The sequence below is a fragment of the Actinospica acidithermotolerans genome (assembly GCF_018139625.1).
GTDB classification, from domain to species: domain Bacteria; phylum Actinomycetota; class Actinomycetes; order Streptomycetales; family Catenulisporaceae; genus Actinospica; species Actinospica acidithermotolerans.
Genome location: NZ_JAGSOH010000104.1, coordinates 1 through 26,340, shown reverse-complemented (window position 1 = coordinate 26,340; position 26,340 = coordinate 1). Strand labels below are relative to the sequence as shown.

The window sequence follows — 26,340 nt, the reverse complement described above, 5'->3', positions numbered from 1 at the left end:
GGATGGATCGGGGGCGGATCAGACGGGAGGGGCGACGAACAGACCCGGGTCCACGTCGTTGAAGGAGTCCTTGGCGATGGCCTCGCTGAACGGGTTGGCGGTTCCCCACTGGTCCTGCGTCAGGGGGTCGCTGGTGTCGTAGATGTGCGGGTGCCACGAGTCCTCGTCGAGCTCCTCGAGCTCGGTCGTGTACTCGACGGTGTTGTTCTGCGGGTCCAGGAAGTACGAGTAGGTGTTGTCGCCCGCCGTGTGCCTGCCGTGCCCCCAGACCAGCTTCGCGCCGGAGCGGATCACCCGGCCGGAGCCGCGCATGAACTCCTCGACGCCGCGCATCTCGAAGGAGACGTGGTGCAGCGAGACGTGCGGTCCGCGCGCGAAGGCGACGGAGTGGTGTTGCGGATTGCAGCGCATGAAGTGCATGACCGGGCCCATCTCCGGGTGCGAGAGGGTGTCGGTCAGCCGGAACCCGAGCGTGTCGGCGTACCACTGCGCTGTGCGGTCCGGGTCGGTGCCGTTCAGCACGACGTGCGAGAGGCGGACCGGGATGGCCTCGCGCTCCTCGATCTTCCGGTGCTGACGGGTCTCGACCTCGGCCGAGACCTCGATCGTGCGGCCGTCGAGGTCGAAGAAGCGCAGGCCGTAGCCGCCGCCCTCGGTGGCCAGGTCGCCGGGCTCGGCGGCCAGCCGCACGCCCTTCGCGATCAGCCGCTCGGCGAGCGTGTCCACGTCCGAGCCGCTGGCCGCGCCGAACGAGACCAGGTCGAGCCGCTTGTCCTCGTCCTTGCGCAGCCGGATGATGTAGCGCTCGGGCGAGCCCTCCGCGGCCAGGAAGCTGATCCCGGTGTCGTTCGCCACGCTCGTCAGGCCCCAGACATCCGTGTAGAACGCCAACTGCTTGTCGTAGTCGGGGATGGCCAGGTCCACGTGTCGCAGATGGGTGATGAGGCTCTCGGTCATGCGATGAGGCTAGGTTCGGCCGCGATCAAGCGGAAATACCTATCCGCGATGGCTGCCATATCCGTGGCAATGGCTGTTCTGAGCTGCGGGTATCACGCCGAGCCGGCCACGGTCAGAGCTCGGCCGCCGTCTCCTGGAGGGTGCGCAGCAGCCAGCGCACCGCCGGGTCGGCGCCGCGGCTGGGGTGCCAGTGCGCCGTCTCGATCAGGTCGACCTGTCCGAACGGCGGCTCGACGACCTCCAGCCGGACCGTCTCGGCAACCCGGCGGGCGAGCCGCTCGGGCACGATCGCGACCAGGCCGGTCCCGGCGACCACGAAGGGCACGGTGAGCCAGCCCACCACCGTCACCTGGACGTGCCGGGAGACGCCGAGCGAGTCGAGCAGCTTGTCGGCGGGCGTCGGCTGCTCGTGCCCGAAGGTGGGCTGCACGTGCGGCAGCGCCGCGATGTCCTCGAGCGTCAGCTTCCCGTCCCGCAGCCGCGGATTGGCCGGGTCGACCAGGCAGACGAAGCGGTCCCGGAACAGCTCGAGCCGGCGGCCGGGGAACTCGTAGCCGATCGGGCCGACCACGACGTCGTGCTTGACGATGCCGTGCGCCGAGAACGACATGTCGTTCGGGATCGGGTGCAGCTCCAGCCGGATCCCCGGCGCCATCTGCTTGACCCTGCGCAGCAGCGGATCGGCCAGGATCGAGATGGTGTAGTCGCTCGCGGCGATGGAGAACTCGCGGTCCGAGCGCTCCGGCTCGAACTCGGGGGAGCGGTCCATCGTCGCTTCCATCTGGCGCAGCGCCTCCTGCACCGTGGGAAGCAGCTGCGCGCCGAGCGCGGTCAGCCGGTAGCCGCGGCCGTCCCGCTCCAGCAGATCGTCGCCGAAGTGCCTGCGCAGCCGCGCCAGCGCCGCGCTCATCGCCGGCTGGCTCAGGCCGATGCGCGCGCCGGCCCGCGTCAGGTTGCGGTCCTCGAGCAGTGCTCCGAGGGCGACGAGCAGGTTGAGGTCGATGCCGCCGACGTCAGCCATGCCACGCCCTTTCATGAGAGTTCTCAGATTAATGCAGGTCAACCCGTCTTCACCGGGAACGATAGCCGATCGGTCCGCCGCCGGTAACAATCGGGAAACGCGGGCGTGACGGGCGGGGGGCCGGTGGGGGACCATGCGAGCAGGTGCGTTGCCGCGACCGTTCGCGCACACGACCCGACGCACGGTGCCCCGCGACGGCGAGGGGCGGAACGGACGGTGGAATCGATGGCCCTCGGCGGGACCGACCTGAACCTCTTGGTGGCGCTGCGGGCGCTGCTCGAAGAGGGCAACGTGACCAGGGCCGGCGCGAAGATCGGCAAGAGCCAGCCCGCGATGAGCACCGCGCTGGCCCGGCTGCGCCGGCACTACAAGGACGAGCTGCTGGTCCGGGTCGGCCGCGACTACGAGCTGACGCCCTTCGCGAAGACCCTGGTGCCCTCCGTGCGCCGCACCCTCAGCGCCGTCGAGCTGGCCCTCGGCACCGGCCGCGCCTTCGACCCCGCCGCCAGCTCCCGCGCCTTCCGGCTGATCGCCACCGACTACGCCATCACCGTGCTCGGCGAGCCGCTGCTGCGGCGGGTCTCCGAACTCGCCCCCGGCGTGCGGCTGGACCTCGACGAGATCCCGATGGACATGCACGCCTCCGAGCGCGGGCTGATGCAGTGCGACGCGATGATCGGCCCGCTCGGCTTCGGCTTCGAGGGCGCGCACGAGCCGCTGTTCCGGGACGGCTTCGTGTGCATCGTCGACCCGGCCAACCCGCGGCTGCGCGACGGCCGGCTGTCCCTGGCGGACCTCGAGGCCCTGCCGCACGCGGTGCGCAGCAACGGCCGCACCCACGTGCTGCCCGCCGACCGCGTCCTGGACGAGCTCGGCATCCGGCGCCGGGTGCAGGTCAGCATCGTCGGCTGGCTGCCGCTGCCGTTCCTGGTCGCGGGCACCGACCTGGTCGCGATCATGCCCGAGCGGCTGGCCCGCCGGGTCGCGATCCCGGCCGGGCTCGCCGTCGTCGACCCGCCGTTCGGCCGGGTCGAGCTGGTCGAGACGCTGTGGTGGCACCCGGACCGCGCGATCACCCCGGAGCACGTGTGGCTGCGCCGCACGCTGATGGAGGTCGCGGCCGGCCTGCCCGCCTCCGAGGGCGCGCGGGCGGCGCTGCTGGCCGAGATGGGCGCCGACGTCGCGGCGGCGAATACCAGGCATAGCGATTCAAGATCGGCCGAGGGCGTGACCCCGGGGCGTTGACGTGCTGGGATAGGCGCCATGCCAACTGTCCCGCGCCGCGTGGTCACCGGCCACGACGCCCGAGGTAACTCCGTCTTCCTGCTCGACGGCCCGCCCCCGGTGGCGCGCACGGCACCGGACGGGGCGTACTTCTACGAGCTCTGGAACACCGACTCCGTCCCGGCCGCGATCGCCGCCGCCGAGCCCGAGCCGACCGAGCGGGACCTGACCGTCCCGCCCGCCCCCGGCGGCACGAAGATCCGCATCAACGAGTTCCCGCCCGGGGTCGTCTCGCCGACCCACCGCACCGAGACCGTCGACTACGGCATCGTGCTCGAGGGCGAGGTCGTGCTCGTGCTCGACAACGAGGAGACGCGGGTGCTCGGCCCGGGCGACGTCGTCGTCCAGCGCGGCACCGACCACCGCTGGGAGAACCGCGCCGACCGGGTCGCCCGCATGGCGTTCATCCTGGTCGACGGCGAGTTCACGCCGGAACTGGTCGAGTCGATCGGCGCCGAGGCGGCCGCCGGGCTGCTGCACGACCCGATGCACCCCGGAGGCTCCGAGTGACCCGGCGCGATCCCGGCCTGGCCGGCCGGACCTTCGTCATCACCGGCGCGGCGCGCGGCCAGGGTGCCGCCGAGGCCGAACTGCTGGTCGCCGAGGGCGCACACGTCATCGCGACCGACGTCCTCGACGAGGACGGCGCGGCGCTCGCCGGGCGGCTGACCGCGGCCGGCCCCGGCACCTGCGAGTACCGGCACCTCGACGTCGGAAGCGAGCAGGCCTGGGTCGAGTTCGGCGAGGAGCTGAAGCCGGCGGGCCGTCAGGTACACGGCCTGGTCAACAATGCCGGCGTGCCCTACCGCCCGCGCCTGCTGGACGTCGACGTCGCCGGCTGGGAGCGCACCTTCAGGATCAACCTCACCGGCTCGATGCTCGGCATCAGGACCCTCGCTCCGCTGATGCCGCGGAACGCGGGCGCCTCGATCGTCAACATCGGCTCCATCGCCGGCCTGACGGCGCACCACGCCGCCGCGTACACGGTCTCGAAGTGGGCTATGCGCGGTCTGACGAAGGTCGCCGCGATCGAGCTCGCCCCGCGCGGGATCCGGGTCAACATCGTGCACCCGGGCCCGATCGACACCCCGATCACCGCCGGAGCGGACCCGGTCTTCCTCAAGGCCACGATCGAGCAGACGCTGCTCGGCCGCGAGGGCCGGCCGGACGAGGTCGCCGACATGGTCGTCTTCCTGCTCTCGGACCGCGCCTCCTACATCACCGGCACCGAGATCCCGGTCGACGGCGGCCACACCGCGCACGGCGGCACGAAGTCGATCATCGACGCGCTGGCCCGCGCGCAGGCGGCGAAGACCGGCTGATCGCCGGTCGGCGGCGGTATCCTCGGCGGTTATGGAGATCACGACGCCGCAGAGGATCACCACGTTCCTGATGTTCGAGGGCGACGCCGAGCAGGCGATGTCCTTCTACGTCTCGCTCTTCGACGACGCCGAGGTCGTCAGCGTCAGCCGCTACGGCGCCGACGGCCCCGGCGCGGAGGGCAGCATCCAGCACGCCACCTTCAGGATCGCCGGCGTGCCGTTGATGTGCGTCGACAGCCCCGTGAAGCACGAGTTCGGCTTCACGCCCGCGATCTCCCTCTACGTGCAATGCGCGGACGAGGCCGAGATCGACCGGCTCTACGCGGCCCTCGGCGAAGGCGGTACGGAGCTCATGCCGCTGGGTAACTATGGATTCAGCCCCAGGTTCGGCTGGGTCAACGACCGCTTCGGCGTTTCCTGGCAGCTGAACCTCCCCGCTTAGGAGCCCCGAAAGCCGGGATCAGCCGATGCTGGACATGCCCGCAGAGGAATTCGAGGACCTGGTCGAGTCCGCGCTCGCGACGATCCCCGACGAGTTCGTGCGCGCCATCGACAACGTCGCCTTCTTCGTCGAGGACGAGTCCTCGGCCGCCGCGGCCGACGGAGTCGAGCTGTTCGGCCTGTACGAGGGCGTGCCGCTGACCCAGCGCGGCCACTGGTACGCCGGCGTCCAGCCGGACCGGATCACCATCTACCGCCTGCCGATCCTTCGCCACTGCTGGTCGCGCTGGGAGGTGGTCGACCAGATCGCCAAGACCGTCGTGCACGAGGTCGGGCACTACTTCGGCATCAGCGATCGGCGACTTCACGAGCTCGGCTACTGATCGGCTACCGAGGAGCGCCCTGCGCCAACCCGGAGAGCAGCCGGGCGAGCTCGACGGGCTTGGTCAGCATCGGCCAGTGCGCGGATTCGATGTCGACGAACTCGACGTGCTCGGCCTTCGCAAGCTCCGGGACCAGTCCGTCGTCGATCCACTGCTGCGCCTGAGCCACGCTGAACTCCGGGCAGACCACGGCGACGGGCACGCGGTAGCGCCGGTCGTCGTGCAGGCGGACCACGGCGCGGGCCACGGCCTCGGGGACCGGAACCGCGGTCGCCTCGAAAGCGCGCCGCGCGTCCTCGTCGAGGTCGGCGGCGGAACCGTCCTGGTCGAACGGCTCCCAGCCCGGGAACGCCATCACCCCGTCCTTGATCTCGAAGAAGTCCGCGAAGAGCTTGCCGTCGCCGCCGGCGAAGCCGCCGATCAGCGCGACCTTCGCCACCCCCTCCGGCCGCCGGTCGGCCGCCAGCCAGGCCACCGTGCACGCGGCCGAATGCCCCACGACCAGCGGCTGCCCGTCCGCCGCGTCCACCGCCGCGATCAGGTTCGCCACCTGGTCGTCGAGCGTCGCCGCCGGGCCGATCGTCACGGCCCGATGGCCGAGGCCGCCGAGTTCGGCCACGACGTCCTTCCACGCGGATTCGTCGAGCCAGAGGCCACCGATAAGCAGAATGTCCATGGCACAGACCGTAGAACCGATTCCGGACGTTCTACTGCCGGATTATGCTGCGAATATGGCGAGCGAACTGAGTCCCACCGCGCGTTCGCTGCGTGCGCTGGAGTTTCTGCAATCCCGGCCCGCCGGCGTGAGCGCGGACGAGCTGGCCGCACGGCTGGGCGTCACCGAGCGCGCGGTGCGCCGCTACGTCGGGATCCTGCGCGAGGCGGGCGTGCCGGTCGAGTCGGTCCGCGGACCGCACGGCGGCTACCGGCTCTCGCGCGGCACGCGGCTGCCGCCGGTCGTCTTCACCGAACTCGAGGCGCTCGGACTGGTCATGGCGGTGCTCGACGGCCAGCCCGAAGCCGCCGACACCGGCACCGACGACCTCGTCGGCACCGCGCTCGGCAAGGTCATCAGGGCGCTGCCGGAACGCGTCGGACGCCAGGCGGCCGCGCTGCGCGAACACGCCTCCGCGGCTCCTGACGCCTACTCGGCACGCCCCGACCCGCTCGTGACCAGTGCACTCGTCACCGCGTCCGCACATCGGCGCCGCGTGCAGATCTCGTATCGCAGCGAGGCGGGCAACGAGTGGGAGGCCGAGGTCGATCCGTGGGCCGTCGTCGTGCGCTACGGACGCTGGTACCTGCTCTGCCATTCGCACCGCGCGGACGCGATCCGCACCTACCGGGTCGACCGGGTTCGATCCGTGGGCCAGACCGGGCAATCCTTCGAGCCGCCGACGGGCCTGGACCCCGTCGCGTCCGTCGAGGAGAACCTTGGCATCGGCTGGCGTTACGTCACACGTGTTGTCTTCCAAGCGTCGTACGACCAGGTGGCGGCATGGGTCCGTCCCCCGATGGGGCGGCTGTCACCAGCGAGGGACGGATGTGTGCTCGTCGGAAGTACCCGCAATCCCACGATGTACGCGCAGGAGTGGCTCGCGAACGCCCCCTTCGACTTCCGCGTCGAGGGCGGTCCGGAGCTGCGTGAGGCGGTCGCGCGCGTCGCGGCCCGCCTCGCCGCGGCCGTCACTCCTTGACCGCGCCCTGCGTTCCGCGCACCAGTTGCCGCTGGAAGACGAAGAACACGATCGCGACCGGGATCGTCATCAGCAGCGCGGCCGCGAGTTTGAGCGGATACTGGTTGCCCTGCCCCAGCTGGCCGCTGACCAGCGAGGCGACGCCGCTCGTCAGGGTGTTCAGGCTCGGGCTCTGCCGGGAGACGATGAAGTTCGACAGCTCGTTCCAGGAGCCCTGGAACGAGAGCACCGTCAACGTGATCAGCGCCGGTCTCGCCATCGGCAGGACCACGGACCAGAACGTGCGGAAGATCCCCGCGCCGTCGATCCGGGCGGCCTCCTCGACGCTCGGCGGGATCGATTCGAAGAACTGCTTCATGATGAACACGCCCGCGGCGTCCGCGAGGAGCGGCATGATCATGCCCGCGTACGTGTTGTAGAGGTTCAGCTCGTTCAGCACCAGGAACTTCGGGATCATCAGCACGACGCTCGGCACGGCCATCACCGCGATGATCGCGCTGAAGAGCGCGCCGCGTCCGCGGAAGCGCAGCCGGGCCAGCGCGTAGCCGGCGAGCGAGTCGAACAGGATCCGGCCGAGCGTCACGCTCACGGACACGAACGCGGAGTTGAAGAACCACAGCGGAAAATCCTGCTGGGCGAGCTCGTGGAACGCCGCGAGGGTCCAGTGCCCGGGGATCGGGTTGAGCGGGTTCGCGGTCGCGTCGGCGTCGGTCTTGAACGAGGATCCGAGCTCGATGACGAAGGGCAGGATGTAGATCAGCGAGAACAGGATCAGTGATCCGTACGTCGCGATCCGCGCCGCGGGACGCAGCCCGCCGGGGCGGTAGGAACGGTGCCTGCTCATCGGGCTACCTGCCCGCGTCCCGCTCGCGCAGCAGGAACCGCTGCAGCACCGTCAGCACGACGATGATCGCGAAGAGCAGGAACGAGATCGCCGCGCCCTCGCCCCACTGCTGGTTGCCGAACGAGGTGAGGTACGAGAGGTAGGCGGGCGTGAGCGTCGTGCCCGACGGATTGCCCTGGCTCATGATGTACACCTGGTCGAAGACCTGCCAGCAGCCGATCAATCCGAGGGTGAGCACCAGGAAGAGAGTCGGCCGCAGCATCGGCAGGGTCACGCGGCGCATCCGCTGCCAGGCGTTCGTGCCGTCCATGATCGCGGCCTCCTCGACCTCGGCCGGGATGTTCTGCAGCGCCGCGAGGAAGATCAGCATGAAGGTCCCGGACGTGGTCCAGATCGACAGGACGATGATGACGGTCATGGCGATGCTCGGCCCGGACAGCCAGTCCCACCAGGACTGGCCGAGCAGCCCGTGGTTCGCCAGCGCCGCCGGCGGAGTGTGCACGCCGAACACGCCGAGCAGCAGGTGGATCAGCCCGTTGGGGTCGGCGAACCAGGTCGGGCCGTTCGCGCCGAGGTCGCCGAGGATCGTGTTGACGACCCCGGAACCGCTGAACAGGAACAGGAAGACGATCGAGATCGCGACCGTGCTGGTCACCGACGGGAAGTAGTACGCGGTCCGGAAGAACCCGCGCCCGGCCAGCCGCCGCCGGTTGAGCGCCACGGCGAGGAAGAGCGCCAGGACCGTCTGGAGCGGGACGACGAGCAGCACGTAGTAGAAGTTGTTCGTGATGCTCTGGACCAGCTGCTGCCGGGCCAAGCCGCCCTGCGTCAGCAATGCGGAGTAGTTCCGCGTTCCGACATAGTGGGCGCCTCCGCCGAACGGGTTGCCGATCCCGCTCCAGTCGCTGACGCTCACCCACGCGGCCATCAGGATCGGCACGACGAGGAAGACCACGATCATCAGCACCGCCGGAGCGGTGAACAGCCAGCCCGCCGCGGCCTCGCGGCCGCGGATGCCGCCGCCCCGGGGCCGGCGGCCGCGGGCGCGCCGCGCGGAGGCGGCGGGCCGGGCTGCGGTTGCTTCGATCTGGGCGGCCATGGTCCGCGTCAGCCGTTCTGCTTGATCAGGGCCTCGAAGTTCGTCTGCACCGTGGAGAGCAGCGTCTTCGGGTCACTCGAGGCGAGCTGCGCGACCAGCGAGTCGTAGTTCGAGATCGTCTGAGTGCCGCCCGCGATGGCCAGGTCGGCGTGCGCGTACGGCGAGCCCTGGAGGAACGCGGTCTCGCTCGGGAACTCCCTGGTCCACGCGGCGGCGTCCGACTCGCGCGAGGGCATGACGCCGAACTCCTTCGCGAACGTCATCTGCTGCTCGGCGGAGGAGAGGTAGTCGACGAGCTTGACCGCCTCGTCGCGCCTGCTGTCCGAGGCCGGTATACCCCAGCAGTTGGTGAACGAGAGCGTGGCCTTCGTCCCGGACGGCCCGGAGGGCAGCGTCACGACCTTGTACTTCACGCTTGGGTAGTCCGAGCTCATCGTGCCGACGAGCCAGTTGCCGACGATGGTCATCGCGGCCTTGTTCTCGCCGAACGCCTCGCCGTTCCAGCCCGCGCTGAGCGCCGCCGGGAACTTCGCCGCGCCGGATGTCAGCAGCGTCTTGACGAAGGAGACCGCCTGCACGTTCTGCGAGCTGTCGAACGCGGCGCTCTTCTTGTCGTCGCTGAGCAGCGTGCCGCCGTTCTGGTAGATGAAGTCGTCGACGCCGGTGTGGTCGGGCGCGAGGACCAGGCCGGCCCGTCCGCCGGTCGAGAGCTTCTTCGCGACGGACTCCAGCTGCGACCACGTCGTCGGGATGTCGGCGTCGGTGAGGCCGGCCGCCGTCCAGTCGGACTCGTTGATCGCCAGGCCGAGCGTGGACCAGTCCTTCGGCACGCACGTGAACGTGTTGTTGTACGTGAACGCGGACTTGAGCGCCGGGTAGAAGTCGGCGGGATTCGAGATCTGGTCGGCGTAGGCGTAGAGCGCGCCCTTCTCGGCGTAGCTCTGGAAGCTGACCGGGTCGAGGTAGAACACGTCGGGCGCCGAATTCGCGGCGAAGCCCTGCGCGAGCTGCTGGGTGAGGTTCTGCGCCGCGGTGACGGTGACCTTGATGCCGGTCTGCTTGGTGAACGCGGCCGCTGCGGCCGTGACCGCCTTCGTCTCGGCAGGTCCCGAGGAGCCGATGAGTACGGTCAGCGGCCCGGTCGAGGTCCCGCCGCCGCTCGGCGCCGAGCCGCCTGCGCCGAATCCGCCTCCGCTGCTGCACGCGGACGTCACCATGAGCAGCGCGGCGCCTATCGCGGCCGTCTTCGCGTGGCCGAGTCTCGTCTTCATTGATGCTCCTCGGTGAGTGGGTTCTTCTTCGTGGGTCGGCTCTTCAGGAGCTCGCCCGGACGACGAGCGAGGGCGGCAGCAGCAGCTGCTTGGCCGCGGCTGATCCGCCGGGGGCGCCGTCGAGCGCCTGGGTGAGCAGGTCGAGGCTCGCCTCGGCGATGTCGCCGACCGGCTGCGCGACGCTGCTCATGCCGATCACGGCGGCGGTCGGGGTGTCGTCGAAGCCGATGACGGCCACGTCGGCGCCGGGGGTCAGGCCGCGCGCGGTGATCTCGGTCCAGACGCCGAGGGCGAGCGAGTCGCTGACGCAGACGATCGCGGTCGGCGCGCAGCTCGCGTTCAGCAGTTCGGCCCCGGCGGCGCGCCCGGTGGCCAGGCTGTCCTCGACGGACCTGGTCAGGCCGCTGACGTCCAGGTTCTCCTCGGCGCAGGCGCTGCGCCAGCCGCTGCGCCGGTCGTCGCCGACGCCGGATCCCTCGGGCCAGCCGACGAACGCGATGCGCCGGTGGCCGCGCCGGATCAGGTGCCGGGTCGCGTCGTAGACCCCTGCCGCGCCGTCGACGTCCACCCAGCCGTGGCTCGCCTCGACGCCCCACGGCCGGCCGAAGGTGACGAAGGGGGCGCCGTGCTCGGCCAGCCACGTGGTGCGCGCGTCGTTCCGGTGCGTGTTCGCCAGGACGAAGGCGTCGAGGTCGAAGTCGCTCAGCAGCTCGTCGTACGCGGCGATCTCCTGCGCGTCGTCCTCGGCGGTGTAGAGCAGGACCCGGTAGTCGCGCTGCTCGGCCCGGCTCGTCAACGCGTGCAGGAACGAGTCGAGCACCGCCCCGTTGATTCCGTCGACCGGGGCGTGCATGCGCGCGGCGATCAGGTGCGAGCGGCGGGTGCGCAGCGTGCGGGCGGCGCGGTGCGGCCGGTAGCCGGTCTCCTCGATGGCCGCGCGGACCCGGGCGATCGTCTCCGGCCGGACCAGCTGCGGGGAGTTGAGCACGTTGGACACCGTCTGCCGGGAGACCCCCGCGCGCTCCGCCACCGTCTCCAGCGAGGGCCGCGCCGCCTCGCCGCCGCCTCGGCCGCTCATCCTGGATCCGCCTCTCTGCGTCCTGGCACGATCAAATCGCAGACTTGAACGATCAAATTCGCGCCAATCGAAGGACAGGGCCTTTTTGGATCGTTCAAACGATGGCTATAGTGGGCGCCCGACGAACCGTTGTCAAGGAGGGACCCATGCCGCACCAACAACCGTGGCTGCACGACTTGACGGTCGCCCTGGCCGCCCCGACCGCGGTGCTCAGCGGCGGCGACGGCCAGATCACTGAGGGCGGCGTGCAGGGGATTCTGCACTCTGACGTGCGCGTATTGAGTCGCGCCGAGCTGCTCGTGGCGGGCGTGCGGCCGGTCTGGCTGGCCGGCGGACTCGACGGAGCGAGCGCCGCGCGGTTCACCGCGATCGCGCGTTCGCTCGGCGACGAGGGCCCGGATCCCACCGTGCGCGTGGAGCGCTCCAGACGCGTCGTGTCCGGCCTCGTCGAGGAGGAGATCCGGATCGTCTCCTACGCCTCGGTCCCGGTGGACGCGGAGGCGGTGCTCACCCTCGGCGCCGACTCCTCGCCGGTCGACGGCGTCAAGCAGGGCCGTCCTTCCGACCCGGTCGCGATCGAGGTCGGCGACGGCGAACTGAGCTGGGGATCGGACGGCGTGTCGGTCGTCGTGCGCGCCGAGGGCGCGGCACTCGCCGCCGCCGGGCACGGAGCCGCCGAACTGCGCTGGCCGGTCTCCCTTCCGCCACGCGGCACGGCCGTCCTGCGCTGGGCGCTGCGGGCCGACGTCACCGGCGCACCCGTGGCCGGGACGAGCGCGGACTTCTGGGCCGGGATCGAGATCGAGCACGACGACCACCGGCTCACCCGCCTCGTCGGCCGGTCGCTGGCGGATCTCCGTGCCCTGCTGATGACGCCGGTCGAGGCACCGGGCGACGTCTTCGCCGCGGCCGGCGCCCCTTGGTACTTCACGCTCTTCGGCCGGGACAGCCTGTGGACCGCGCGGCTCATGCTGCCGTTCGGCTGGGAGCTGGCCGCCGGGACGCTGCGTGCGCTGGCATGCCGTCAGGGCACGAGGACCGACCCGGAGACGACCGAGGCGCCCGGCAAGATTCCGCACGAGCTGCGCCGGGACGCGAGCTTCCTGCCCCCGCTCTACTACGGCACCGTGGACGCGACGCCTCTGTGGGTCTGCCTGCTGCACGACGCGTGGCGCGCCGGCATGCCGGAGGACCAGGTCAGGGAGCTGCTGCCGAACCTGCGCGCCGCGCTGGCCTGGACCGTCGAGCTCGGCGACGAGGACGGCGACGGCTTCCTCGAATACCTCGACCGCGGCGGCCGCGGACTGTCCAACCAGGGCTGGAAGGACTCCTTCGACGCGATCCGCTTCCGCGACGGCAGCCTCGCCGAAGGCCCGGTAGCCCTCTGCGAAGCCCAGGGCTACGCGTATGAGGCGGCGGTGCACGGCGCCGACCTGCTCGACGCCTTCGGCCTCGACGGCGGAGCCGGACTGCGTGCGTGGGCCGCGCGGCTTGCCCGGCGCTTCCGCCGGCAGTTCTGGGTCGAGGACGAGCACGGCCCGTACCCGGCGCTCGCCCTCGACGGGCGCAAGAAGCCGGTCGACTCGCTGACCAGCAACATCGGCCACCTGCTGGGCACCGGCCTGCTCGATGACGAGCAGAGCGCCGCCGTCGTCGCCCGGCTCACCTCGCCGGGCATGGACAGCGGCTTCGGCCTGCGCACGATGGATGTCCGCGAGGCCGGATACTCCCCGCTGAGCTACCACTGCGGTTCGGTCTGGCCGCACGACACGGCGATCGCCGTCTGGTCGATGACCCGCGCCGGCTTCGCCGACCGCGCTGCCGGCCTCGTCAACGGCCTGATCGCCGCGGCCGAGCGGTTCGACTACCGGCTGCCAGAGCTCTACAGCGGCGACGGCCCCGCGCAGGGCCCGGGGGTCGCGCCGTACCCGGCGGCCTGCCGCCCGCAGGCGTGGGCGGCGGCGTCGATCGGCGCGATCGTGCAGTGCCTCGGACTCGACGCGAAGCGGTGAGACCCGGGGCCGGCGATCCCGCTCGTCGCCGGCCCCGAAGGACGTCAGCCGACCGTCACGCGGCGGTCAGCACGAGCGCGCCGGTGTAGGCGGTACCGGCCACGATCTCCGTCGCGGTCCCGTCGACCGTGAGCGAACCGCGCACCGAGCCGCCGGAGTCGACCGTCAGGCTCGTGAGATACGAGGTGCCGGTCACGTTCCACACCGAGCCGCTGCCGACCGTGACGATCACGCCGTTGTTGACCGCCGCCTGGGCCGTGTTCGTGACGCGGCCCAGCTGGTAGTACTCGGAGGCGCTGATCGAGCTGATCGCGTGCGCCGTCGCGCTCGCCGAGACGATGCCGTCGAGGCGGGATCCGATGAGCGTCAGGACCAGGTTCTGGTTGTTGCGGCGGCCGTTGTAGAAGTCGCCGCGTAGCTTGATATCGGTGAACGTCGCCACGACGTCCGCCGACTGCTCGGTGGTGACGTCGAAGGTCGAGTCCTTGGTCACCGTGGTGGTCGGCTCCGTGTAGGTGCCGGTCGCGCTGCCCGGATCGTCGGTCTCCATCATCTGCAGCAGCACGCCGTTGCCCGGCGTGACCTGCGCGCCGTCCGAGCCGTCCACGGTCACCGTCACCTTCACGGCCTTGACCAGGAACGAGGTCTCGGCGGTGCGCAGCTGGGTACCGCCGTCGATGGTGACCGAACCGCCGCCGCCCTGCGCCCACATCACGCCGAAGCGGGTCGAGTCGATGACAGTGTTCTCCACCGGGATCGAGGCCAGTTCGGCAGCGGTGAGCCGGATGTCCTGGCTCGTGTTGAGCGCGGCCACCGCGGCGCGCGTGCTGTCGCCGAAGTAGACCGAACCGCCGGTGCTGATCGCGGCGTACGCGACGTGGTGGAACCGGCAGCCGAGGAACCTGTCGATCGCCGAGCCGTCGGCGTAGGTGCCGTAGCCCTCCTTGTCGGTGATCGTCAGGTCGCAGTTGATCGCCGTCAGCTGGGCCTCGTTGTCCGAGTCCGTGGACAGCACACCCCAGTTAGTCGACGAGATCTGCGAGTTCACATACGTCGCCTTGGTGTCCACGCCGAGCGCGATCGTCGCGCGCACGTTGCCGGACAGGCCCAGCATCCACGGCACGGTCATCATGTTCGGGCCGACGCTCGCCGTGTAGTCCGATGGCAGCACGCCGTCGTGCGTGGCGATTACAGAGTTCTTCACAATGACGTTCGCGCCGTTGGTCGCGATCACGCCGGGCCGGACAGCCCCGGTGTTGTCGATCCGCGCGCCGTCGATAACGAAGCGCGTCGAGGTCCCGTCACCGACCAGCGAGGCGCCGTAGCCGACGAAGTCGCAGCGGCCGTTGCCCTCGAACCGGATGTCCGGGCGGAGCAGCTCATAGGTCCCGTCCGCGACGTAGAACCCGTCGAAGGCCTCGCCGGTCGACCGCAGTACCAGGTCGTGCGCGCTCGTCGCCCCGAGCTTGCCGGCGGTCACCGCCGACAGCGCCGAGTACGAGGAGTTGATGCCGGTCGAGTCGACGTAGACCGCCTGCCGCAGTTGGAAGGTGAACGCACCGAAGAAGGTCTGCGGGTTCTCCAGCGCAACCTCGATCACGACGTCGCCCCGGTACGTGCCCGGCGCGATCACGGTCGTGAGTCCGTACGTCGAAACCAGCTGCGATCCCGTCTCCACGCCGTTCACGGTGACGGTCAGGATGTACCCGCTGGGCGCCGCGAGCGTACCGCCCGAAGCGATGCTCAGCAGGTTGGTGCGCGTCGTCGAGCCGATCGTCACGGTCTCGCCGGCCGCGACGACGATCGGCCCGCTGTTCTGAGCGCTCGCCGCCATGCTCGCCGCCGCGGTTCCCGCGGCGAGCCCGATGGGTATGAGCAGCGCCCCCGCCCCGAGCCCGGCGGCCCGGAACAGCATGCGCCGATCGAGTGGGTGGTCGTACTTGGCAGAGTCCTGCTCCACGGAAACTCCCTCGTCTCCTTTCGGCCCGTCGGATTATCCGGGCCGCGTCCCACAGTCAAACTGATGGGCATTCAGCGGGGAAATAGAGAAGCGGCATACGTCATATGCCGAGGATTTCTCGACAGCTGAATTCGCGCTATTCTCATGAAAACGGCGCGCTGCGGAATGCAGCGCGCCGGGGGAAGCTCGGATTCGAATGGGTCAGTGCCGCGCCCCTCGCGGCTGGCCCTTGCGGCCGCGCGGGATCTCGGGGACCTCGGCCGACTCCACGATGCGGTTGCGGACGGTGCCGATGCCCTCGACCTCGAGGGTGACGATGTCGCCGGGGACGAGGGGCGGGGGGTTGCGGCTCCCGGCGCGGCCCCAGATCTCGGTGAGGCAGCCGCGCTGGCAGGTACCTGATCCGAGCACGTCGCCGGGGCCGACGACGGAGCCGCGGGAGGCGAAGGAGATGAGCTCCTCGAAGGTCCAGCCCATGTTGGCGAGGGAGTCCTCGCCGAGCAGTTCGTCGTTGATGTAGGCGCGCATCGTCAGGTCGAGGAAGCCGTCCTCGGTCCGGTACTTCTCCAGCTCGTCCGCCGTCACCAGGTACGGGCCGAGGGTGTGCGCGCCGTCCTTGCCCTTGAAGAATCCGAAGGGCATCTGGCCCTCGATGCGCTGGATGTCGCGTGCCGACCAGTCATTGAAGACCGTATAGCCGACGATGCCCTTTCCGGCCTCCTCCGGCGTCAGGTTACTGGCGTACTCGCCGTAGACCACGGCGACTTCGCATTCGAGGTCGAACTGCTCGGAGTCCGGGAAACGCCGCACGTCGTCGAAAGCGCCGTGGCAGACGTGCGGGTTGGTGAAGTAGAAGCACGGGGCCTCGTACCAGCGTGCCGGAACGGCGTCCTTCGCACCCTCCTGCGACTTGCGGGCGCCCTCGATGTGCGCCTCGAAGGACACCGAGTCCCGGATGGAGGCCGGGCGCAGCGGGGCCAGCAGGTGCACGGCGTCCACGTGCGGGCCCGGGTCGTTCGCGAGCGCCGTGTTGCCGGCCTCGAGGATCGCCTGCAGGCCGCCGTGCTCGATCAGCGTGCGTACGTCCTCGGACAGGTCGTGCAGTGCGCTGTTCTCGCCGAGGACCGCGGACCTGGTGACGCCGTCAAGTTCGTACCGTGCGATCTTCATCAGGCCGCCACCGCTCCGTCGCCGCCGTCGATGGCGACCTCGGCGCCGGTGATGAAGCTCGCGTCGTCGCTGGCCAGGTACGCGGCGAGCTTCGCGACCTCCTCGGCCCGGCCGATCCGGCCGAGCGGGATCTTCTTCAGGATGCCGGGCAGCGGGCCGTCCGGATCGTCGACGAAGCGCGCGGTCTCCGGGGTGTGGATCAGGCCGGGCAGGATCGCGTTCGCCCGGATGTTGTGCTCGCCGCCGGCCGCGCACAGGTGCTTGGTCATCGCGAGGACGCCGCCCTTGGCCGAACCGTGCGGGACCTGGCCGACGAAGCGCGCGCCCAGCTTGGCGGCGATCGAGGCGACGTTCACGATCGCGCCGCCGCCGCGCTCGACCAGGTGCGGCCATGCGGCGCGCACCGAGTACCAGACGATGTCGAGCTCGTTCTTGATGGTGAAGTGCCACTCGTCGTCGGTCAGCTCCATCAGCGGACCGTTGCGCAGTGCCGAGGCGTTGTTGTACAGGATGTCCACCCCGCCGAACCGCTCGACGGCCGCCGCCACCCAGGCCTGCGCGCCCTCGCGGTTGTTCAGGTTCACCGGCGCCAGCGCGTCCATCACACCGCCCGCCTCGGCGACGAGCCCGACCGTCTCTGCGCTCTCCGCCTCGTTCAGGTCGCAGCCGAACACCCGGGCGCCCTGCGCCGCGAACTCCAGCGCCGCGGCCCGGCCCATGCCCCGTCCGGTTCCGCTGATCAGGGCTACTTTGCCCTCGAGCCTGCCTGGCATCGGCGATCTCCATTCATCGTCCGCACTTCCGGCAGGCTAACGATCAGCTTCCTGGCACCGGAAATCGACGCCCCGGATACCAGGCATCCGGATGTGCCGCCTTCCCGCCGTTCCGGGCCGCTTGTAGCGTCCCACCGCAGCCGCCGCCCGTTTCATCCGCCGGTCGTTCTCGGGCCGACCTGCGGCAGCACCACCTTGTTAGCCATCAGTCCGCGCTCCCGGCCGCTCGCTGCCGCAAGCAAGCCCGCGGGACGGAGCGCCAGTTTCACGACGAGGTGCAAACTTCCATGACTGCTCTGTCCCGCCGCTCCGCTCTCGCCGCGAGCGGCGCCGTCGGTGCCGCTCTGCTCGTCCCCGCCACGGCCCGCGCGGCCACGGCTTCGGGTACGGCGTCCGCCGACTCCTCCTCCGCCCCGAGCGGTGCGATCACGGTGGCCTCCGGAGAGACCGTGACGATCTCCTCCACGACCCGCGTCTCGGCGGTGACCATCGCCTCCGGCGGCACGCTGACCGCGCCGTCCGGCTACAGCCTGACCATGACCGTGAACGGCGTGGAGACCGGCCAGGCACTGACCGCGACCGGCGGCGCCGACACCGCGTTCACGGCCGGAAGTTGGCGCGGCGACATCGTGCTGACCGTGTCCAAGGCCGTCGACATCACCTGGCAGTCGCTGACCTACCCGTTCCGGCAGGCCATCTACGTGGCCGGCGGCGCGGTCGTCGAGGCCGAGTCGGTCTTCGCGGCCGTGGTCGGCGGGCGCCTGTCCAGCACGTCGGCGGACAACGTCAAGATCAGCTCGACCGGCGAGTGCTTCGACGGCGTGTACGTCGCCGACTCCGCGTTCACCCTGACCCGGCCGCACATCAGCCTGAACGGCAACGGCCGCTGCGACTTCGTCGGCTACGGCGCCGCGGTCGTGGTGGACGGCACCTCGGGCAACCTTGTGCTGGACGGCGCGGTCATCGACAACCAGGGCGCCCAGCGTACCGGCGTGATCGTGGACGACGGCGCCACCGCGCTGATCAAGAACTCCTCGATCCGCGTCCGCAACGGCGTGCTCCCCTCGGACTACGTCGCCACCGTCGACCTGAACAAGATGGAGTCCGCGCCCTGGATGCTCGCGATCGACGGCAACGTCCGCGCGACCAACCTGCTCGGCAACAACTCCACCGCCGCCTACGTCAACTCGTCGATCACCTCTGAGACGTGGGGCGTGCTCTCGACCGACTCCGGCTCGGACTGCACCCTGGTCTCGGTCAACAGCGTCGTCACCAACTCCGGCGCCGACGGCTACGGCACCTACGCCATCGGCAGCGCGACCGAGTACCTGCTCGGCTCCGAGTTCAACGTCGGCACGTACGCCACCATCTTCACCGGCGGCACCGCGACGTACGGCGACAGCGACTCGGCGACCGTGGCCGCACTCAACGAGAGCCTGGGCCTCGGCCTGACCGCCGCGGACCTGAAATCCCTCAAGCCACGGAACACGGTCATCAACTCCCGCCGGTTCGGCTTCATGTGGCACGGCTGGGGCACCCTGACCATCAACGGCGGCACCCGGGTCGACACGGCGCACGCCACGTTCCTGAACAAGGGCCAGCAGACCGACGTCACCTTCGACGGCAGCGACGGCGCCCAGCTCAACCCGGCCGACGGCATCATCGTCCAGCTGATCGACAACGACGACCCGGGACCCGTGATGGTCTCCGGCGTGCTGGAGAACGCGGGCGTCTACACCCAGCCGACCGGCGAGCCCGCCAAGGACGCGTCCTTCTCCGTCACGACGGCCCACAGCACCGACTCGGTGTTCAACTTCACCGGCGCGAACCTGAAGGGCGACTTCCTCAACGGCATGCGCGGCGACCTGAACATGGTCCTGAACTTCAGCGCCTCGAAGGTCCAGGGCGTGATCTCCGCCACGCTCGCCGAGCACGCGGTGACCACGATCGACTCCAGCAACTGGTGGGAACTCGGCAACGTCTCCAACACCCCGCAGGCCGCCGTCAACAACGGCGCCATCGTGTCGCTGGCCAGCGGTTCGCAGTGGGCTGTCACCGGCACCTCCTACATCACCAGCCTGACCATCGACGCGACCTCGTCGGTCACCGCCAAGGGCCTCGGCAAGTCCGTCACCATGACGGTGGACGGCGTCGAGACCGCGATCAAGGCGGGCAACACCTACACCGGTGCCATCGTCCTGACCGTCGGCTGATATACCGTTTTAGCGCGCAGCGGGCGACGTCGTGTCCTGAGTCCACGGCGTCGGCCGCTGCCGTCGTTTCCGCGCTAGGGTGAAGGGTCGAGACCACCATCAGAACCTTTCTTCCCCCCGGGCGGCACCGACCGGTATAGTCCGCCTTCCCTTCCCCGTGCGGAACCCCGCAAACCCCCGCTGGAGTCGCCGTGAAGCCGAGACTGCTGCCGGACATCCGGTTCCTGCCCACGGACGCGGGCCTTTCGGTGCGCGGCCCGGGGCACGAGGCCTCGCTGCACGCGCCCGGCCTCTACCCGTGGTTCGAGCGCGTCTGCCCGTTCCTGGACGGCGAGCACTCGGTCGTCGACCTGGTGGAGAAGCTCTCCCCGATGGCCGCGCAGCGGGTGCTCGGGCTCGTCGAGTTCCTGCTGCGCGAGGGCTTCGCCCGGGACGCGCAGTACGACGTCCCGCACACCCTCAGCCCCTCCACCCGCAGCCTGCACGCGTCGGTGATCGAGTTCCTGGCCCGCGAGGCGGACTCGCCGGAACGCAGGTTCCAGAGCTACCGCGAGTGCGCGCCGGTCGCGGTGGGCTCCGGCCGGCTGCTGACGGCCACGGCCCTCGCGCTGCTGGCGACCGGGGTCGAGCACGTCCGCGTGCACGTCGTGGCCCCGGGCGCGCACGGCGAGTCGGCGACCGACCGGGACAGCCTCACCGAGTGCGCGAAGCCGCTGCTGCACCGGGACATGGCGGCCCGGCTGGAGTTCGCCGAGGGCGAGCCCCGCGAGCTCCCGCAGGACGCCGGCGTGCTGCTCTACGCCTCCGACCGGCCGGACCGCGAGCGCGCCGCCCGCCTGCGCTACCTCGCGGCGCTGCGCGGAGTGCGCCACGGAGAGGCGATCGTCAGCGCGGACGAGGTCGTCATCAGCCAGGTCGCCGTGCCGACCCAGGACCGCGCGCTCACCCCGCTGCGGCCGCGGCCCGGCGCCGACGGACCGGCGAGCCGCTACTTCGGCGGCCCCACCGCCGCGCTGGCGGCCAACCAGCTCTGTCTCAGCCTGCTGCAGCACGCCGCGGGCCTGACCACGCTCGACGTCGAGCACGAGGCGGAGGCGGTGGTGCTGGATCTGCGCACGACCAACTTCGCCGTCAGATAACAACTTCGCCAAGGTCTTCGGGAGGTTCAACCTCATGCTCGTCTCAGGCGTCTGGGGTATGACGTCTGTCGAACCGGCGGACCCCGCGAGTACTGACGACGCAAGGATGAGGAGGGCGGTTCCCATGACGGCGAGCGCGCCCGCGTATCCCTACACCCCGGAGACGGGCGGCACGGCGGCTCGGCTCTACCACGCCGAGTACGGCAGCCGGATGCCGTACGTCGACCTGACCGCGCCGCGGCCCGAGGCGAAGTCGTACCCCGAGGCCGAGGCCATCGCGCTGCCGTACCCGCCGCGGGCGAGCGCGGGCTTTCGCGCCGAGACCCCGGACGGCCTCGGCGACCTGCTCGCGCTGACCTACGGCGTGACCCGGATCGACTGGAGCGGCGGGGGCGTCCGCGCCGGGCGGCCGCTGCCCTCGGGCGGCGCCGCGTACCCGGGGGAGCTGTACCTGGCCGCCGGGTTCGGGCTCTGCCACTACCTGCCCTCGGCGCACGCGCTGGAGCGGCTGGAGCGGGCCGACGCGCGCCGCCGGATCGCCGAGGCGCTCGAGGCCCAGCCGGTCGAGCGCACCGAGCTGATCCTGCTGCTCACCTCGCGGCACGAGGCGAACCTGCCCGCGTTCGGCGGCTTCGGGCACAAGATGCAGGCCCTGGACACCGGGGTGATGGCCGGTCAGGCCCTCTCGCTGATCGAGGCCGCGGGCGCGGAGCTGCGGGTGCACACCCGCTTCGACGAGGCGCGGCTGAACGAGATCCTCGGCCTCGACCCGCGGGCCGAGTCGGTGCGGGCGGTGATCACCGCGGGCCGCGGCCGCGACGAGCCGATCGCCGTCCCGGCGTTCTCCACCGACCCGGGCGCCAGCCACGCCGGCCTGCCGCGCCGGATCATGTCCCGGCACACCGCGGCGGACGGGTTCGAGGCGGTCTCGGTCCCGCTCCCGCGCGTGCAGGAGATCCTCGACGCGGCGGCCGGCGAGATCCCCAGCGACATCCGGGCCGGGCACGGCACCGAGTTCGCGAGCCTGGACCTGTACTGCGTCGCCAACCGCGTGGACGGCCTCGAGCCCGCCTGCTACCGCCGCTCGCCCACCACCGGCGCGCTCGGCAGGGTGCGCGAGACCGTCGACCCGCGCACGCTCTTCCCCTGCGGCGGGGACGGCGAGCTCGCCGGCTTCCAGGCCGCCTGCGCGCTGCTGATCGTCGGCGACTACGAGCACGGATACCGCGTGCACGGCGACCGCTGGTACCGGATGCTGAACCTGCAGGCGGGCATCCTCGCGCAGCGGATCGGGCTCGCGGCGACCGGCGCGGGCCTCGGCTCGATGCTCAGGTGCGACTACCAGGTCAAGGTCGCGGACCGGCTGATCCACGCCTCGCCCGGACGCACGGTGCTCGTCGCCGTGCTGATCGGCCTGGAGCACGGCGTCGGCCGGCCCGGCCACCGGCTGCTGCTCGGCGGCTACGGGTCCTGACGGGCTCCGACGGGTCCCGGCGTGTCCTGACCGGCGGTCCGGGGCCTACCGCGCGAGCCAGGCCGAGCGCAGCGCGTCCCGGAAGGCCGCGGCGGTCTTGAAGCCGATCTCCCGGTGGTCGAGCAGTGCCGTGTCGATGACCTCGGCCAGTTCGCGCGGCACCCGGGGGTCGCGCTCGCGGATCGGGATCGGCGCGCTGTAGAGGATCACGTGCCACTGGTCCACGTCGCTCGGGAAGTCGCGCACGTACGCGCCGGTCAGGCACTTGTACAGGCTCGCGGCCATCGCCCAGACGTCCACCGACTTCGGCACGTCCCGGAAGTCGACCACCTGCTGCCGCGCGAGGTACCAGGGCTTGCCCGCCTTGGCGCCGGTCCGGGTCAGGCCGCCGAGGCCCGCCTGGTCGAAGGCCTTGCCCAGCCCGAAGTCGCCGATCTTCGCGATGTACGGAGCGCTCCCGTCGGAGCCGTCGCGGCCGCGCAGCCCCTCGCTGGTCGGCGCGGCGAGCAGGATGTTCGACGGGCTCAGGTCGCGGTGGACGATGTTCTCCCGGTTGTGCGCGTAGTCCAGGCCCTCGAGCACGTCCAGGGTGTAGCGGACCGCCTCGTCGAGCGGCAGCGTGCCGCCGCGCGCCTCCAGCAGCTTGTCCAGGCTGCCGCCCTCGCAGTACTCGGAGGTGAAGAAGAACGCGCCGTCGGCGAATCCGTCCTCGTACAGCCGGGCGATGTTCTCGTGCCGCAGCCGCCGGGTCAGGTCCACCTCGCGCCGGAACCGCGCCTGCGCCATCTCGTTCGCGGCGACCTTCGGCAGCATCAGCTTCAGCGCGACCAGGCGGCCGGTCTCCCGGTGCCGGGCCAGGTAGACCGCGCCCATGCCGCCCCGGCCGAGCTCGCCGAGCAGCGTGTACTCGGCGATCGCCCGCAGGTCGCTGCGGGTGCCCGCCTGCGCGAGCTTGACCAGCAGCGTCATCACGTCCTGCGGATTCGCCTGGCAGGCCGCGCACACGTACCGGCCCGCCGTCGCGCCGCGCCGGCCGAGCTCCCGGGTGATCTCCCGGCCGCACTTCACGCAGCCGGGCGGCGGCACCGTCTCGGCCTCGTCCGGCGCGGCGACCAGCGTCGTCGCCTCCTCCTTCGGCACCGCCACGCCGATCCGGAAGGCCACCGAGCGCCCGAGCCTGACCTCGTCGCCGTCCCTGAGGTCCTGCTCCTGGGTGCCGAGCCCGCGCCCCTGCGCCGCGCTCTGCCCCGGATCGCGCTGGCCGATCTTCACGCCGTTGACGAACGTCCCGTTGCGGCTGCCGAAGTCGCGGATGCGCACGTCCGGCGGGTTGATGTCCAGCATGCAGTGGTGCCGGGAGACGGAGCGGTGGTGCGCGTCGTCGGGCAGCCGCGGCGAGCAGTCCTCGCCCCGGCCGATCAGGCAGGTCGAACGCTCGTCGAAGACGAACTCGGTCCGCTCTCCCCGGCCGTCGACGAGCGAGAGCGACACGGTCGCCCGGCCGCGTGGCACGGTACGGTTCAAGGCTCCTCCGCGAATTCGAGCTCGCCGTTCGACGCCGTGACCCGGAGGACCGTCCCGTCCGGGAAGGCGGAGCCTAGCAGAGCCCTGCCAAGGGGCTGGACCAGCTCGCGCTCGACGGCCCGCTCCAGCGCGCGTGCCCCGGAGCCCGCGTCGCTCCCCGGCTTCAGCAGCAGCTCGCGCGCCGAGCCGTCGAGCTCCAGGGACAGCGAACGGTCGGCCAGCCGGTCGTGCACCCGCGCGAGCAGCCTGTCCAGCACCGCCTCCAGCGCCTCGCGGGCCAGCGGTTCGAACACGACGACCTCGCCGACCCGGCCGAGCAGCTCGGGTCGCAGGGTCCTGCGCAGCTCCGCCATGATCCTCGCGGGCCCGGCCGTCGGCACGGGCACGGCCTCCCCGCCCTGCCGGAAGCCCATGCCCCCCGGCGTGCCGCGCTCGTATCCGAGGTTGGTCGTCAGCAGCACGACGGTCTCCGTGAACGAGATCCGCCGGCCGCGCGCGTCGGTCAGCCGGCCCTCGTCGAAGATCTGCAGGAACAGGTCGAGCACCTCGGGATGTGCCTTCTCCACCTCGTCGAACAGCACGACGCTGTGCGGATGCGCCCGCAGCGGCCCGCTGAGCTGCCCCTCCCGGTCGTGGCCCAGATACCCCGGCGGCGCCCCGAGCAGCCGCGAGACGGTATACTTATCCTGATACTCCGACATGTCGATGCGGATCAGCCGCCGCTCGTCGTCGAACAGGAACTCGGCGAGCGCCTTCGCCAGCTCGGTCTTGCCCGACCCCGTCGGCCCGGCCAGCAGGAACACCCCGATCGGCCGGCGCGGATCCCCGAGCCCGGCGCGCGCGGCCCGCACCGCCTCCGAGACCGCCGCGACGGCGGCGTGCTGCCCGATCACCCGCCGCGAGAGGTGCTCCTCGAGCCCGAGCAGCCGCTGCGCCTCCTGCATCGCCACCCGCTCGACCGGGATCCGCGCCCGCTCCGCCACGACGGCGACGAGCTCGGGCCGGCCGACCTTCGCGGGAGCGGCGCCGGCTTCGGCGGAGGCGGGCGCCAGCAGCGGGATCCGCGCCGCGGCACACGCCTGGTCCAGCAGGTCGATGGCCTTGTCCGGCAGATGCTGCTCGGGCAGGTAGCGGATCGCCAGCTCGACCGCCGCCGCGGGCGCCTCCTCGGCGATCTCGATCCGGTGGTGCCGCTCCAGATCCCCGGCCACGCCCTCGAGGATCTCCACCGCCTCGGCGCGCGTCGGCTCCTCGACCCAGATCACCGCGAACCTGCGCTGCAGCGCCGGATCCTCCTCGACGTACCGCTGGTACTCGGCCGCCGTCGTCGCCCCGATCACCCGGATCTCGCCGCGCGCCAGCATCGGCTTCAGGATGCTCGCCGCGTCCGCCGAGCCCGAGGTGCCTCCCGCGCCGAGCACCGTGTGCAGCTCGTCGAGGAAGAGGATCAGCCCGGGCGTCTCGCGCGCCTCCTTGAGGACGGCTTCCATCCGCTCCTCGAACTCGCCGCGGTACTTCGTGCCCGCGACCATCGCCGACATCGTCAGCTCGACGATCTCCACGTCGGCGAGCTCCTTCGGCGCGCCGCCCGCCGCCAGCCGCGCCGCGAGCCCCTCCACGATCCCGGTCTTGCCGACCCCCGCCTCGCCGACCAGCACCGCATTCGCCTTCCGCTGCCGGATCAGCACCCGGGCCAGGCTCAGCATCTCCTGCTCGCGCCCGACCAGCGGCGGCAGCGCCCCCTCGCGCGCCAGCAGCGAGAGCCGCCGGCCGTACCGGTCCAGCAGCGGCGTGCGCGGGCGATCGCCGGCGTGCCGCGCCCGCCGCGGAATCCGCCGCGGGTGCTCAGGTCCGGTGACGCTCAGCTCGTCCAGCGCCGCGTCCCGCTCGGCCTGCGGGTCGCGCTCCCGGCCGCGGTCGAAGTCGTCGAGGTCGCGATCGGCGTCTGCCGGCAGCCCCGGCTCCGCGGCCGGCCGCGGTATCTCCGGGAAGAACGCGTATAAGGGCTCATCCACCCCCAGCAGCTCGAAGACCTCCCGGCAGCGCGGCATCGGCTGCTCCAGGATCGCCCGCAGCAGCTCGATCACCCCCGCGTGGTTGCCGGCCCCGAGCTCGCCCGCGCGCCGGATCGTGCGCATCAGGGCCATGTTCACCGGCACCCCGTCAGGCGGCGGCTCCGCCTGCGCCCGCGCCAGCGCCGTCCGCAGGGCCCCGCGCAGCTCGTCCGGATCGATCCCCGCCTCCGCGAACCGCTCCCGCAGCTTCTCGCCCTCGTCCGCCAGCTCCTGCCGCTTGTCCGGGTCCTCGAACCGGTCCGGCATCGACCGGTCGCTGATCCAGCTCAGCGCGAGCAGGAGGTGGTCGGGCCCCATCATGCCGGGCCCGCTGCGCGCCTCGAATCCGGCGAGGCGCAGCGCCACCGTGACGCCAGACGACAAGGAAGGCACGGTTCCTGGTCCACCCCACTCCCGCCGGTCTGAGCCCTGAGACCACCGTATCCGAATCCCGGTCGTTCCCGCCGCATCCGCGCGCGACGGATGCAGCGGGCAGGCCCGTGCCCGCGGGCCGGGGAGGGGTCCCCGCCTGCGCCCGCTAAGGTCCCGCAACGGGGCCGGGGTCCGGTCAGGAAGGAGCCGCTGAGCCGTGGAGACCGAGGATCCCGCGCCGCACCCGCTGCC

The 26,340-nt window shown here is 71.3% G+C and carries 22 protein-coding genes; 10 read left to right on the top strand and 12 right to left on the bottom strand.

Going from position 1 to position 26,340, the window contains the following annotated elements:
- Positions 1-18: 18 nt before the first annotated feature.
- Positions 19-957, bottom strand: a complete 939-nt coding sequence (locus KDK95_RS26540) for a VOC family protein (protein WP_212521026.1) — start codon at positions 955-957, stop codon at positions 19-21.
- Between the two features lie 112 nt (positions 958-1,069).
- Positions 1,070-1,978 (bottom strand): LysR family transcriptional regulator, encoded by a 909-nt coding sequence (locus tag KDK95_RS26535; protein ID WP_212521025.1) that lies wholly within the window; start codon positions 1,976-1,978, stop codon positions 1,070-1,072.
- Positions 1,979-2,203: 225 nt separating this feature from the next.
- Here KDK95_RS26535 and KDK95_RS26530 point away from each other — a divergent pair, with 225 nt between their 5' ends.
- From KDK95_RS26530 to KDK95_RS26510, 5 genes are read left to right on the top strand one after another with little or no spacing between them, the layout of a single operon-like run.
- Positions 2,204-3,223, top strand: a complete 1,020-nt coding sequence (locus tag KDK95_RS26530; protein WP_249161925.1) for a LysR family transcriptional regulator — start codon at positions 2,204-2,206, stop codon at positions 3,221-3,223.
- A gap of 18 nt (positions 3,224-3,241) precedes the next feature.
- Positions 3,242-3,772, top strand: a complete 531-nt coding sequence (locus tag KDK95_RS26525) for a cupin domain-containing protein (RefSeq protein ID WP_212521023.1) — start codon at positions 3,242-3,244, stop codon at positions 3,770-3,772.
- Positions 3,769-4,584, top strand: coding sequence for an SDR family NAD(P)-dependent oxidoreductase (locus tag KDK95_RS26520; RefSeq protein ID WP_212521022.1), 816 nt, complete (start codon positions 3,769-3,771; stop codon positions 4,582-4,584). The genes KDK95_RS26525 and KDK95_RS26520 overlap by 4 nt, the downstream gene beginning before the upstream one ends.
- A gap of 31 nt (positions 4,585-4,615) precedes the next feature.
- Positions 4,616-5,026 carry a VOC family protein gene (locus tag KDK95_RS26515; protein WP_212521021.1) on the top strand — a complete coding sequence of 137 codons (411 nt, stop codon included), beginning with the start codon at positions 4,616-4,618 and terminating at the stop codon, positions 5,024-5,026.
- 25 nt (positions 5,027-5,051) lie between these two features.
- Positions 5,052-5,408 carry a metallopeptidase family protein gene (locus KDK95_RS26510; RefSeq protein WP_212521020.1) on the top strand — a complete coding sequence of 119 codons (357 nt, stop codon included), beginning with the start codon at positions 5,052-5,054 and terminating at the stop codon, positions 5,406-5,408.
- Positions 5,409-5,412: 4 nt separating this feature from the next.
- On the opposite strand, the gene KDK95_RS26505 is transcribed toward KDK95_RS26510, so the two are convergent.
- Positions 5,413-6,084 (bottom strand): alpha/beta fold hydrolase, encoded by a 672-nt coding sequence (locus KDK95_RS26505; RefSeq protein ID WP_212521019.1) that lies wholly within the window; start codon positions 6,082-6,084, stop codon positions 5,413-5,415.
- A gap of 55 nt (positions 6,085-6,139) precedes the next feature.
- Between KDK95_RS26505 and KDK95_RS26500 the strand changes: the two genes are divergently transcribed.
- On the top strand, positions 6,140-7,105 hold the full coding sequence (locus tag KDK95_RS26500) for a helix-turn-helix transcriptional regulator (RefSeq protein WP_212521018.1): 966 nt from the start codon (positions 6,140-6,142) through the stop codon (positions 7,103-7,105).
- Here the strand turns inward: KDK95_RS26500 and KDK95_RS26495 are convergent.
- The 4 genes from KDK95_RS26495 to KDK95_RS26480 are packed head-to-tail and all read right to left on the bottom strand — an operon-like array spanning position 7,095 to position 11,397.
- A complete protein-coding gene (locus KDK95_RS26495) occupies positions 7,095-7,949 on the bottom strand; it encodes a carbohydrate ABC transporter permease (RefSeq protein WP_212521017.1) in 855 nt (284 codons plus the stop codon). The genes KDK95_RS26500 and KDK95_RS26495 overlap by 11 nt on opposite strands.
- 4 nt (positions 7,950-7,953) lie before the next feature.
- Positions 7,954-9,048 (bottom strand): carbohydrate ABC transporter permease, encoded by a 1,095-nt coding sequence (locus KDK95_RS26490; RefSeq protein ID WP_212521016.1) that lies wholly within the window; start codon positions 9,046-9,048, stop codon positions 7,954-7,956.
- A gap of 8 nt (positions 9,049-9,056) precedes the next feature.
- Complete coding sequence (locus tag KDK95_RS26485) at positions 9,057-10,319, bottom strand: extracellular solute-binding protein (protein ID WP_212521015.1); 1,263 nt, start codon at positions 10,317-10,319, stop codon at positions 9,057-9,059.
- A 43-nt stretch (positions 10,320-10,362) separates the two neighbouring features.
- A complete protein-coding gene (locus KDK95_RS26480) occupies positions 10,363-11,397 on the bottom strand; it encodes a substrate-binding domain-containing protein (RefSeq protein WP_212521014.1) in 1,035 nt (344 codons plus the stop codon).
- A 146-nt stretch (positions 11,398-11,543) separates the two neighbouring features.
- Between KDK95_RS26480 and KDK95_RS26475 the strand changes: the two genes are divergently transcribed.
- Positions 11,544-13,409 carry a glycogen debranching N-terminal domain-containing protein gene (locus KDK95_RS26475; protein WP_212521013.1) on the top strand — a complete coding sequence of 622 codons (1,866 nt, stop codon included), beginning with the start codon at positions 11,544-11,546 and terminating at the stop codon, positions 13,407-13,409.
- Between the two features lie 55 nt (positions 13,410-13,464).
- Here KDK95_RS26475 and KDK95_RS26470 read toward each other — a convergent pair whose 3' ends face one another.
- The 3 genes from KDK95_RS26470 to KDK95_RS26460 all read right to left on the bottom strand — a co-directional run bounded on the left by KDK95_RS26470 (position 13,465) and on the right by KDK95_RS26460 (position 17,312).
- Positions 13,465-15,369, bottom strand: coding sequence for a hypothetical protein (locus tag KDK95_RS26470; RefSeq protein WP_212521012.1), 1,905 nt, complete (start codon positions 15,367-15,369; stop codon positions 13,465-13,467).
- Between the two features lie 201 nt (positions 15,370-15,570).
- On the bottom strand, positions 15,571-16,539 hold the full coding sequence (locus KDK95_RS26465) for a fumarylacetoacetate hydrolase family protein (RefSeq protein WP_212521011.1): 969 nt from the start codon (positions 16,537-16,539) through the stop codon (positions 15,571-15,573).
- Positions 16,539-17,312, bottom strand: a complete 774-nt coding sequence (locus KDK95_RS26460; RefSeq protein ID WP_212521010.1) for an SDR family NAD(P)-dependent oxidoreductase — start codon at positions 17,310-17,312, stop codon at positions 16,539-16,541. The genes KDK95_RS26465 and KDK95_RS26460 overlap by 1 nt, the downstream gene beginning before the upstream one ends.
- Positions 17,313-17,599: 287 nt before the next feature.
- On the opposite strand from KDK95_RS26460, the gene KDK95_RS26455 reads away from it, so the two are divergent.
- From KDK95_RS26455 to KDK95_RS26445, 3 genes are all read left to right on the top strand, one after another.
- On the top strand, positions 17,600-19,525 hold the full coding sequence (locus tag KDK95_RS26455) for an autotransporter outer membrane beta-barrel domain-containing protein (protein WP_212521009.1): 1,926 nt from the start codon (positions 17,600-17,602) through the stop codon (positions 19,523-19,525).
- A 191-nt stretch (positions 19,526-19,716) separates the two neighbouring features.
- Entirely contained in the window at positions 19,717-20,664 is a 948-nt protein-coding gene (locus KDK95_RS26450) for a hypothetical protein (protein WP_212521008.1), read from the top strand.
- Positions 20,665-20,788: 124 nt separating this feature from the next.
- Complete coding sequence (locus tag KDK95_RS26445) at positions 20,789-22,138, top strand: nitroreductase family protein (protein WP_212521007.1); 1,350 nt, start codon at positions 20,789-20,791, stop codon at positions 22,136-22,138.
- A gap of 45 nt (positions 22,139-22,183) precedes the next feature.
- Here the strand turns inward: KDK95_RS26445 and KDK95_RS26440 are convergent, their stop codons facing one another.
- Positions 22,184-23,662, bottom strand: a complete 1,479-nt coding sequence (locus KDK95_RS26440) for a protein kinase domain-containing protein (RefSeq protein WP_212521006.1) — start codon at positions 23,660-23,662, stop codon at positions 22,184-22,186.
- Positions 23,659-26,100 (bottom strand): AAA family ATPase, encoded by a 2,442-nt coding sequence (locus KDK95_RS26435; protein WP_212521005.1) that lies wholly within the window; start codon positions 26,098-26,100, stop codon positions 23,659-23,661. Before KDK95_RS26435 ends, KDK95_RS26440 begins: the two co-directional genes overlap by 4 nt.
- Positions 26,101-26,340: the final 240 nt, after the last annotated feature.